The sequence below is a fragment of the Blastococcus sp. SYSU D00669 genome (assembly GCF_054050715.1).
Genome location: NZ_JBJGZV010000016.1, coordinates 103,792 through 113,815, shown reverse-complemented (window position 1 = coordinate 113,815; position 10,024 = coordinate 103,792). Strand labels below are relative to the sequence as shown.

Genomic DNA, 10,024 nt, shown 5'->3' with positions numbered 1-10,024 from the left:
CCCACCCACGCCCCGATAAAAATAGAGGAGTATGGGGGGCAAGCCCCCGGGGCGGCGGGGGGGGGCCGGGCGGGGGGGGGGGCGGGCCCCCCCCGCCCCCCGGCGCGGGCGCCCGCGCTCGTCAGCCCCCGGCCGCGGCGGTGGCGACGATGTCGCGGTTCTCCAGCACGTGCTCCGGGGCGCCGTGCCGGGCCAGCCGCAGGGCGGTCCGGCCGATGTCCGCGGTGGACGTCACCAGGGCCGGGAGCCGCCGCTGCAGCAGGGGCGCGATCGGGGTGAGCGCGCTGCTGCCCCAGCGGTAGAGGGCGGTCCGGGACCTCCCGCCGTGGACCGACCGGACGAAGCCGGGGCGCAGCGCGTACCCGTCGGGGAACGTGCCGAGGACCAGGTTCTCGGTCCGGCCCTTGACGCGGGCCCAGCGGCTGCGGCCGCGTTCGGAGCTGTCGGTGCCGGCTCCGGAGACGTACACGAACGTCACGGCCGGGGAGACCGCCGCGAGGGTGCGAGCCGCCGCGGCCGTGTAGCCGTACGTGACCCGCTCGTACTCGGCGGGGTCCATGCCGACCGACGAGACCCCGAGGGCCCAGACGCACGCGTCGGCGCCGGCCAGCTCGTCGGCGATCGGCGCGAAGTCGAGGAAGTCGCCGTGCACCACGGTGCGCAGCTTCGGGTGGCGCAGCTCCAGCGGACGACGGCCGACGGCGAGGACCTCGGTGACGTCGGCGGCCTCCAGGCACTCCTTGACGATGCCGTCGCCGATCAGGCCGCTCCCGCCGAAGACCAGGACCTTCACGCCTGGCGACTCTGCCACGGGTACGGGCGGAGGGGGGCGCCGGAGGGGGCGGACCGGGCGGCGAGCATGCTGGGGAGGCCCTGAACCCCACGACGCGGGCGTCCTCCGAGCGGGGGACCCGCGCTCAAGGAGGATGCCGGTGCTGCCGAACGCCATCCCCGTGCGACAGCTCCTCCGGGCCACAGGCCTCGCCCTCACCGCGGTCGTCGCCGTGCTCGGCGTCACCGGGACGGCCGCCGCCGCGCCCGCCGACGACGAGATCAGCGCCGCGCAGCAGGCCGCGGACGACGCCGCGGCGCTGGTGGCGCAGACCCTCGAGCAGATGGGCGCCGCGGAGACGGCGGTCGCCGAGGCCGAGGCGACCGCCGCGCTGGCGCTCGGCCGGCAGCAGGACGCGCAGCAGGCGTACGCGCAGGAGCTGGCCGACGCGCAGGCCGCCGACGCCGCGGCGCAGCAGGCGCAGGCCGAGCTGGCCGCGGCCCGGGACGACGTCGCCTCCTTCGCCCGCGACAGCTACATGGCGGGCAGCACCTCGCCGCAGCTGGAGAGCCTGCTCACCGCCGACAACCCCGCCGAGGTGCTCGAGCGCGCCATCCTCCTCGACGCCGCCGGCGACCACCGGACCACCGTGCTGACCACCGTCGCGGTCGCGGAGGAGACGGCCGCGGAGGCCCAGGACGCCGCGGAGGAGCAGCTGGGCCGGGCCGACCGGCTCCGGCAGGAGGCGGCGGCGGCCCTCGCCGAGGCCGAGGCGGCCCGCGCCTCGGCCGCGCAGCAGGTCGCTGACCTGCAGGCGCAGCAGTCCGCGCTGCAGGCCGAGCTCGACCAGGCCCGGGAGACCCTCGTGGACCTGCAGAGCCAGGCGGCCGCACCGGCGCCGGCGCCGGCCCCGCCGAGCAGCACGTCGCCCAACGCCCCGGCCCCGGCCCCCGCTCCCGCTCCGACCCCCGCTCCCGCTCCGGCTCCCTCGCCCGGGAACGACTGGGACGCCGTCGCCCGGTGCGAGTCCGGCGGCAACTGGAGCATCAACACCGGCAACGGCTACTACGGCGGCCTGCAGTTCAGCCAGTCGACCTGGGAGGCCTACGGCGGGCTCGCCTACGCGCCGCGGGCCGACCTGGCCACCCGCGAGCAGCAGATCGCCGTCGCCGAGAAGGTCCTCGTCGGCCAGGGCCCCGGCGCCTGGCCGACCTGCGGCCGCAACCTCTGACCGCGCCGTGGCCGGCGAGCACGTCACCGGGTGGGAGCAGGGCGGCGGTGAGGACCTGGCCCACGCGGTGCGCCGGTCGGACGCCGACGGCGCACCGCCCTGGACGGCGGTCTGCGGCGCCCGGATCGGCCTCGTCCGCGGCGCGTGGACGCCGGGGGAGGGCCGCTCGGTCCCGCCCTGCCCGCGGTGCACGGAGCTGATCGCGGATCCGCCCGCCTGAAACCGGCTCCGGCCGGGCCGGTCGCGAGTAGCGTTCCCAGGGCTCTCCCGGGCACCTGCGCCGGGTCGACACTGGAGCGCTGATGTCGATGACATCGACCCGAAATGCCGCGTCGCCCCCTGCGGCCGGGGGCCTCGTCGGCGCCGATCTCCAGATCCCCGTGGGCGGGCGCCCCCGTCGCTACCTCGACCTCGACGCCGCGGCCACGACGTCGGCCTCGGCCGGCGTCGTCCGTGCCGTGCTGGACTTCCTGCCCTGGTACTCCAGCGTCCACCGGGGTGCGGGGGCCAAGTCCCAGTACTCCAGCGCGCGGTACGAGGAGGCGCGCGCCGTCGTGGCCCGGTTCGTCGGCGCCGATCCGGCCACCCACGTGGTGCTCTTCCCGAAGAACACCACCGAGGCGCTCAACGTCCTCGCCTTCCGGCTCGGCCTCGGGTGGGACGACGTCGTCGTCACCACCGCGGTCGAGCACCACGCCAACCTGCTGCCGTGGCGCCGGCACGCCCGGCTGAGGGTGGTCGACGTCGACCGGCGCGGCACCTTCGACCCCGCGGCCGTGGTGGCCGCGCTCGACGAGCGCCCGCGTCCCCGGGTGCTGGCGCTGACCGGCGCCTCCAACGTCACGGGCTGGCTGCCCGACCTGCGCGCCGCCGCAGCCGCGGCCCGGGAGCGCGGCGTCCTGGTCGCGGTCGACGGCGCCCAGCTGGTGCCGCACCGGCCGGTGGACATGACCGCGCTGGGCATCGACGTGCTGGCGTTCTCGGGGCACAAGATGCACGCGCCCTTCGGCGCGGGCGCCCTGGTGCTGCCGCGGCGTCTCCTGGCGGACGGTGAGCCGTTCCTGGTGGGGGGCGGAGCGGTCAAGGCGGTGTCCTTCGAGGAGGTCGTCTGGGCCGACTGCCCCGACCGCGACGACGCCGGCTCACCGAACGTCGTGGGGGTGGTCGCCCTCACGGCCGCCGCCCAGGAGCTGGCGGCCGGCGACCGGGCCGCCCGGCGGGCCCACGAGGACGCGCTCGTCCGCGCCCTGGACGCCGAACTGGCCGCCGTCCCCGGCCTGCGGCGGCTGGGGCCGACGACCGGCGACCGGCTGCCGGTGGCGGCGTTCGTCCTGGAGGGGACGGCGCACCGGGAGGTCGCGGCCCGGCTGGCGGCCGAGCACGGCATGGGCGTCCGCAGCGGCTGCTTCTGCGCCCACCCCTACGTCTCCCGGCTGTTCGAGCTCGGCGAGGACGAGGTCCGGGCGTTCCACGAGGACGCCCGGGCCGACCGCGAGGACCGGCTGCCCGGAGCCGTGCGGGTCAGCTGCGGCGCGACGACGTCCCTGGCCGACATCGCCGAGCTCGGCGCGGCGCTGCGGGCGATCGCGGCGACGTCGGGGGACGCCGGTCGCGCCCCGCGCGACGCGGCACCGCCCATACCCCGCCCCCGGACGCCGGTCTGACGGGACCGGCGGGTGTGACCTGCGACCACCGGCTAGGTTTCTGCTGCGACAGAGTCCTCCGGCGCAGGGGAGTGGCACGTGGGTAGATCGGTGCTCGTGACCGGCGGCAACCGCGGGATCGGGCTGGCCATCGCCCGGTCCTTCGCCGAGCAGGGCGACTCCGTCGCGGTGACCCACCGCGGCAGCGGGGCGCCGGAGGGGCTCTTCGGCGTCCGGTGCGACGTGACCAGCAGCGCGGACGTCGACCGCGCCTTCGCCGAGGTCGAGGAGCACCAGGGGCCGGTCGAGGTGCTGGTCAGCAACGCCGGCATCACCCGCGACGGCCTGCTCATGCGGATGAAGGAGGAGGATTTCAGCGAGGTCCTCGACGCCAACCTGACCGCCGCCTACCGGGTGGCCAAGCGGGCGTCGGCGCGCATGGTGCGCAACCGCTGGGGCCGGATGGTCTTCATCTCCTCGGTCGTCGGCCTGCTCGGCTCGGCCGGCCAGACCAACTACGCCGCCAGCAAGGCCGGCCTGGTCGGCCTGGCCCGGTCGGTCGCCCGCGAGCTCGGCAGCCGGAACGTCACCGCGAACGTGGTCGCGCCCGGGTTCGTGACCACCGACATGACCGCGGCCCTGCCGGAGGACCGGCAGAAGGAGATCCTGGGGCAGGTCCCGCTCGGCCGGTACGCCGAGGCGGACGAGATCGCCGGCGTCGTCCGCTTCCTGGCGAGCGACGCGGCGGCCTACATCACCGGGGCGGTCGTCCCGGTCGACGGCGGACTGGGGATGGGGCACTGATGGGAATCCTCGAGGGCAAGAAGGTCCTCGTCACCGGCGTGCTGACCGAGGCGTCGATCGCCTTCGCCACCGCCCGGCTCGCGCAGGAGCAGGGCGCCACCGTCGTCCTGTCCAACTTCGGCCGGGCGCTGTCGCTGTGCCAGCGCATCGCCAAGCGGCTGCCGCAGGAGGCGCCGGTCGTCGAGCTCGACGTGACGAACACCGAGCACCTGGCGACGCTGGCCGACCGGCTGCGCGACGCGCTGGGCCTCGGGGACGGCGACACCCTCGACGGCGTCGTCCACTCCATCGGCTTCGCGCCGCAGGAGGCGATGGGCGACGGCTTCCCCGAGGTCGCCTGGGAGCACGCCGCGACGGCGTTCCAGGTCTCCACGTGGTCGATGGCCTCGCTCACCCAGGCCTGCCGCCCGCTGTTCGGCTCGTCGGCGTCGGTCGTCGGGCTGACCTTCGACGCGTCGGTGGCCTGGCCGGTCTACGGCTGGATGGGCGCGGCCAAGGCGGCGCTGGAGTCCACCTCCCGCTACCTGGCCCGCGAGCTCGGACCGGAGGGCGTGCGGGTGAACCTGGTGGCCGCCGGGCCGCTGCGCAGCATGGCGATGAAGTCCATCCCGGGCAGCAAGCAGTTCGAGGACGCGTGGGAGACCCGCGCGCCGCTGGGCTGGTCGGTCACCGACACCGAGCCCGCCGGCAAGGCCGTGGTCGCCCTGCTGTCGGACTGGTTCCCGGCGACCACCGGCGAGATCGTGCACGTCGACGGGGGGTTCCACGCCGTCGGTGTGTAGAGGCGTCGGTGTGTAGAGCCGTCGGCGTGTGACCGCATCCGTTCCGCGAAGAGCAAGAGAAGAGCACCACGTGCCCCGCGCCATCGTCGACCTCCACCCCGGCCAGCGCCCCGACGAGGACCCGTCGCTCGCCGTCCGCAACAACGGCGGGACCCCGCCGCCGTCGGCGCCCGCCCCGGCGGGCCGGCGGGAGGCGCTGCTGCTGCTCTCCTTCGGCGGACCCGAGGGCCACGACGACGTCATGCCGTTCCTCGAGAACGTCACCCGCGGCCGCGGCATCCCCCCGGAGCGGCTGGTCGAGGTCGCCGAGCACTACCACCACTTCGGCGGGGTCAGCCCCATCAACGACCAAAACGAGGCGCTGCTCGCCGCGCTGGAGGGCGAGCTGCGAGCGGCCGGCATCGACCTGCCCGTGTACTGGGGGAACCGCAACTGGGAGCCCTACGTCGAGGACGTCTGGGCGCTGATGGCCGGGGACGGCGTCGAGCACGTCTACGTCCTCGCGACCTCGGCGTACGCCTCCTACTCCGGCTGCCGGCAGTACCACGAGGACGTCGCCCGGGCCCGGGCCGCCCTCGGCGGCGGGCCCACCGCGGAGAAGCTGCCGCACTACTTCGACGCCCCGGGCTTCGTGCAGGCCAACGCCGACGCGCTGGCCGCCGCCATCGCCTCGCTGCCCGACGAGCTGCGCGGCTCGGCCCGCCTGGTCGCGACGGCGCACAGCATCCCGGAGGCGATGGCCGACGTCGCCGGACCGCAGGGGCACGCCTACGAGGCCGAGCTCACCGCCGCCGCGCGGGCCGTCGTCGACGCCGCGGCACCCGGCCGGCCGTTCGACCTGGTGTGGCAGAGCCGCAGCGGCCCGCCGTCGGTGCCGTGGCTGGAGCCCGACGTCAACGACCACCTCGAGGCGCTGGCCGCGGCGGGGGAGCGGGCCGTCGTCCTCTTCCCGGTCGGGTTCGTCAGCGACCACCTCGAGGTGATCTGGGACCTCGACAACGAGGCGAGGCAGACCGCCGAGAAGCTCGGCCTCGCCTTCGCCCGGGCGGCGACCGCCGGCACGCACCCGGCGTTCGTCAGGTCGCTGCGCGAGCTGCTCGAGGAGCGCCGCGCCGGCGGCGAGCCGCGGCTGGGGACGAACTGCCCCGCCGCCTGCTGCTTCGTGCAGCGCCCCAGCCGGCCCGGCGCCTGACCGCTCCGCCCGCTCCCCTCCCGGGTGGCCCGCGCTGCAGCCCGTGCGGAGCGCGGGAAGAGCGTGCGATGCGGAGCGGGAGCGATGCGGGGCGGACCGGCTACGGGCGCGGGACGGCGTTGTAGGCGGCGACCGTGGCCTCCCGGACCGCCTGCGCCAGCGGCCGCAGCGCGTCGTCGCGGGCCGCGGCCTGCGCGTGGGTGACCGCCGCACCGGGCGCGTCGGCCATCGCCAGGTCGAGCACCCGCGCCAGCCGCTGCGCCCGGCCGAGCACCGACAGCGCCAGCGGGTCGTGGTCCGGCGGCAACCCGGGCGCGCCCGTGCTGCGGGCCAGGCCGGCCAGCAGCGTGGGCACCTCGGGGTTCCAGCGGGCCAGGTCGAGGTCGGCCAGCGTGCGGGCGGCGTCGCCCACGGCGAGGTCGAGCTGGCCGGAGACGGCGCGCAGGCTGCCCTCCACCGGCGGCGGCACGGGCGCGACGCCGTCCAGCGGGAACGCCGTCCAGGCGATCGCCTCGGGCCCGATCGACTCGGGCACCAGCGCCAGCCGCTCGCCGACCGCCGCCTGGCCCGCCTCCAGCGCCGGCGCGGAGAGCCCCGGCGCGCGGGGCAGGCCGCGGACGTCGCCCGGCACCGGCAGCACCAGCCGGAAGCGGCGCTCGCCCAGGCCGCGCAGCGCGGTCAGCGCCCAGCCGAGGGGGACCGCCTCGTCGGTGCCCGGCAGGCCGGCGACCCGGTGCGCGGTGTCGCCGAGCAGGGCGTCGAGGGCCTCGTCGTAGGACGTGCGGCCGGTCAGCCAGGCGGTCGCCCAGACCGCGAACCGGCCCGCGGGGAAGTCGTGCACGCAGGGAAGGCTACGTCGCGACCCCGACATCACCCTCGGTGATGAGACACTCCGGGTATGGCTGCGTGGTTGCTCTGGCTCATCGCCGCCGGCCTGTTCGCCGCCGGCGAGGTCGTGAGCCTCGACCTGGTCCTGCTGATGTTCGCCGGCGGGGCGCTGGGCGGCATGGCCGTCGCGCTGGCCGGCGGCGCCGTGGCGTTCCAGCTGGTGGCGTTCGTCCTCGTCTCGCTGGCGCTGCTGGCCGTCGTCCGGCCGATCGCCAAGAAGCACCTCGAGCAGAAGACCCCGCTGCAGCTCGACGGCGTCGACACCCTGATCGGCAGGACGGCACGGGTCACCCAGGCCGTCGACCACCACGGCGGCCGGATCAAGCTCGGCGCCGACGAGTGGACCGCCCGCAGCCAGTACGACGGCGAGGCGTTCGCCGTCGGCGACACGGTGCGGATCCTCAAGGTCGAGGGGGCGACGGCGGTCGTCGGGGACGCCCTGGAGTAGACCGCCCGCCCGGGGGGACGACCCGGGCCGATCACTCGTTGCACGATCGACGTAGTCCTCGAGAAAGGGGGCCCCGATGGAGCCCGCCCTCATCGCCCTGCTGGTGATCGCCGTCCTGGTGATCATCGTCGTGGCCAAGAGCCTCACCATCGTCCCGCAGGCCCAGGCGAAGGTCATCGAGCGCCTGGGCCGCTACAGCCGGACCCTGTCGCCCGGCCTGAACCTGCTGGTGCCCTTCGTCGACCGGGTGCGCGCGACGGTGGACCTGCGCGAGCAGGTCATCTCGTTCCCGCCGCAGCCGGTCATCACCGCCGACAACCTGCAGGTCGGCATCGACACCGTCGTCTACTTCCAGGTGACCGACCCGCGGCTGGCCGTGTACGGCATCGCGAACTACATCACCGGCATGGAGCAGCTGACGACGACGACCCTGCGCAACGTCGTCGGCGGGTTGAACCTCGAGCAGTCGCTCACCGGCCGCGACGGCATCAACAGCCAGCTGCGCTCGGTGCTCGACGGCACCACGGGCCCGTGGGGCCTGCGCGTGGCCCGCGTCGAGATCAAGGCGATCGACCCGCCGGCGTCGATCCGCGACTCGATGGAGAAGCAGCTGCGCGCCGACCGCGACAAGCGGGCGATCATCCTCACCGCCGAGGGCTCGCGCCAGGCCGCGATCACCTCGGCCGAGGGCGAGAAGGCCGCGGCGATCCTCTCCGCCGAGGGCAAGAAGCAGGCGGCGATCCTCGCGGCCGAGGCGGAGCGGCAGAGCCAGATCCTGCGCGCCGAGGGTGAGCGCGCCGCGCTGTTCCTGCAGGCGCAGGGCCAGGCGAAGTCGATCGAGACGGTCTTCCAGGCGATCCACGACGGCAAACCCGACCAGGCGCTGCTGGCCTACCAGTACCTGCAGACGCTGCCGCAGATCGCCAAGGGCGACGCGAACAAGATGTGGATCGTCCCCAGCGAGTTCAGCAAGGCGCTGGAGGGGCTGGCCCGCATGGGCGGGGCCGACAGCGAGAAGTCGTTCCTCGACGTGCCGGCGTCCACCAACGGCAGCGGCCGCTCCGGTGACGGCCTGGACACCAGCGGCTGGTTCGAGTCGCACCTGCCGCCGGCCGCCGAGCAGCCCGAGGCCAAGATCGAGCTGTCCAGCATCCAGCCGGGCATCCCGGCGCCCCCGCCGCTGTCGCAGGTGACGCAGGAGGCGCACAACGAGGACGTCGAGCAGGCCCTGCCGCCCGGCCAGCCGCCGCAGCAGTGACCCCGCTTCCGGCGCCGAAAGCCGTCCGGCTCTCGGCGCCGGAACAAGGCCCCCTGCAGGGGCGGGGGGCAGGGGGTCCTCAATCCTTGAGGAGGCCCTCGCGGAGCTTGGCGAGGGTCTGCGACAGCAGCCGCGAGACGTGCATCTGCGAGATGCCGATGTCGGCGGCGATCTGCGACTGCGTCATGTTGCCGAAGAACCGCAGGATCAGGATCCGGCGCTCGCGGGCGGGGATCGTGGCCAGCAGCGGCTGCAGCGACTCGCGGTACTCCACGCCCTCGAGCGCGGCGTCCTCCTCGCCCAGCGTCGCCGCCAGGGTGGGGGAGTCGTCCTCCCCGGACAGCCGCTCGTCGAGCGAGCTCGACCGGTAGGCGTTGGCGACGGCGAGGCCCTCGAGCACCTCCTCGCGGGGGATGCCCAGGTGCTCGGCCAGCTCCGACGGCGTCGGTGCCCGGCCGTTCTTCTGCGCCAGCTCGCCGACCGCCGCGTTCAGCGACAGGTGCAGCTCCTGCAGCCGCCGGGGGACGCGCACCGACCAGCCCTGGTCGCGGAAGTGCCGCTTGATCTCGCCGGTGATCGTGGGGACGGCGAAGCTGAGGAACTCCACGCCGCGGTTCGGGTCGAACCGGTCGATGGCGGCGATCAGCCCGAGCGTGCCCACCTGCAGCAGGTCGTCGAACGGCTCGCCGCGGTTGCTGAAGCGCCGCGCGAAGTGCCGGACGAGGGGCAGGTGCTCCTCGACCAGGATCTCCCGCAGCCGTTCCCGGCGCGGGTCGTCCTTGGCCAGCGTGGCCAGCTCGGCGAACAGCGGCGCGGTGCGCTCGGCCCGCCGCCGGTTGTCCGAGACCGGTGTGCTGTCGGGGGTCGTCTCCGGCTCGCTCGCCTCGTCCGCCTCCTCGGCGTCGTCGGCCCGCCCGGCCGCCTGGTCGTCGGGCAGCTCGACCGGCTGTTCCTGTGCAGAGATGTCGTCCTCCGCCGTTCGCGGGATCACGGACAGCCCCTTGGG

11 protein-coding genes are annotated in these 10,024 nt (G+C 75.4%); 8 read left to right on the top strand and 3 right to left on the bottom strand.

What is annotated here, in order from left to right:
* Positions 1–121: 121 nt before the first annotated feature.
* Positions 122–793: an NAD(P)H-binding protein gene (locus ACI8AF_RS13500; protein ID WP_456540232.1), complete on the bottom strand. Its 672-nt coding sequence runs from the start codon at positions 791–793 to the stop codon at positions 122–124.
* A 139-nt stretch (positions 794–932) separates the two neighbouring features.
* Here ACI8AF_RS13500 and ACI8AF_RS13495 point away from each other — a divergent pair, with 139 nt between their 5' ends.
* The 6 genes from ACI8AF_RS13495 (at position 933) to ACI8AF_RS13470 (ending at position 6,424) form a co-directional block, all read left to right on the top strand.
* The gene (locus ACI8AF_RS13495; protein WP_456540231.1) at positions 933–2,003 is read left to right on the top strand and encodes a transglycosylase family protein; all 1,071 of its coding nucleotides are present in this window, start codon (positions 933–935) and stop codon (positions 2,001–2,003) included.
* Between the two features lie 7 nt (positions 2,004–2,010).
* Positions 2,011–2,223 (top strand): hypothetical protein, encoded by a 213-nt coding sequence (locus ACI8AF_RS13490; RefSeq protein ID WP_456540230.1) that lies wholly within the window; start codon positions 2,011–2,013, stop codon positions 2,221–2,223.
* A gap of 88 nt (positions 2,224–2,311) precedes the next feature.
* Positions 2,312–3,667 carry an aminotransferase class V-fold PLP-dependent enzyme gene (locus ACI8AF_RS13485; protein ID WP_456540229.1) on the top strand — a complete coding sequence of 452 codons (1,356 nt, stop codon included), beginning with the start codon at positions 2,312–2,314 and terminating at the stop codon, positions 3,665–3,667.
* Between the two features lie 78 nt (positions 3,668–3,745).
* Entirely contained in the window at positions 3,746–4,450 is a 705-nt protein-coding gene (gene fabG / locus ACI8AF_RS13480; protein ID WP_456540228.1) for a 3-oxoacyl-[acyl-carrier-protein] reductase, read from the top strand.
* Positions 4,450–5,232, top strand: a complete 783-nt coding sequence (fabI, locus tag ACI8AF_RS13475) for an enoyl-ACP reductase FabI (RefSeq protein ID WP_456540227.1) — start codon at positions 4,450–4,452, stop codon at positions 5,230–5,232. Before fabG ends, fabI begins: the two co-directional genes overlap by 1 nt.
* Before the next feature lie 70 nt (positions 5,233–5,302).
* Positions 5,303–6,424: a ferrochelatase gene (locus ACI8AF_RS13470; RefSeq protein WP_456540226.1), complete on the top strand. Its 1,122-nt coding sequence runs from the start codon at positions 5,303–5,305 to the stop codon at positions 6,422–6,424.
* 100 nt (positions 6,425–6,524) lie between these two features.
* Here the strand turns inward: ACI8AF_RS13470 and ACI8AF_RS13465 are convergent, their stop codons facing one another.
* Entirely contained in the window at positions 6,525–7,265 is a 741-nt protein-coding gene (locus ACI8AF_RS13465; protein WP_456540225.1) for a hypothetical protein, read from the bottom strand.
* 57 nt (positions 7,266–7,322) lie between these two features.
* Here ACI8AF_RS13465 and ACI8AF_RS13460 point away from each other — a divergent pair, with 57 nt between their 5' ends.
* Both ACI8AF_RS13460 and ACI8AF_RS13455 read left to right on the top strand, forming a co-directional pair.
* Complete coding sequence (locus ACI8AF_RS13460) at positions 7,323–7,760, top strand: NfeD family protein (protein WP_456540224.1); 438 nt, start codon at positions 7,323–7,325, stop codon at positions 7,758–7,760.
* Between the two features lie 76 nt (positions 7,761–7,836).
* Positions 7,837–9,018: an SPFH domain-containing protein gene (locus tag ACI8AF_RS13455; protein WP_456540223.1), complete on the top strand. Its 1,182-nt coding sequence runs from the start codon at positions 7,837–7,839 to the stop codon at positions 9,016–9,018.
* Between the two features lie 79 nt (positions 9,019–9,097).
* Here ACI8AF_RS13455 and ACI8AF_RS13450 read toward each other — a convergent pair whose 3' ends face one another.
* Positions 9,098–10,009, bottom strand: coding sequence for an RNA polymerase sigma factor SigF (locus tag ACI8AF_RS13450; protein ID WP_456540222.1), 912 nt, complete (start codon positions 10,007–10,009; stop codon positions 9,098–9,100).
* Positions 10,010–10,024 lie beyond the last annotated feature (15 nt).

Coding starts and splice junctions, on each gene's coding strand:
- ACI8AF_RS13485 (WP_456540229.1), top strand. CDS start 2,312: ATGACATCGACCCGAAATGCCGCGTCGCCCCCTGCGGCCGGGGGCCTC.
- fabI (WP_456540227.1), top strand. CDS start 4,450: ATGGGAATCCTCGAGGGCAAGAAGGTCCTCGTCACCGGCGTGCTGACC.
- ACI8AF_RS13460 (WP_456540224.1), top strand. CDS start 7,323: ATGGCTGCGTGGTTGCTCTGGCTCATCGCCGCCGGCCTGTTCGCCGCC.
- ACI8AF_RS13455 (WP_456540223.1), top strand. CDS start 7,837: ATGGAGCCCGCCCTCATCGCCCTGCTGGTGATCGCCGTCCTGGTGATC.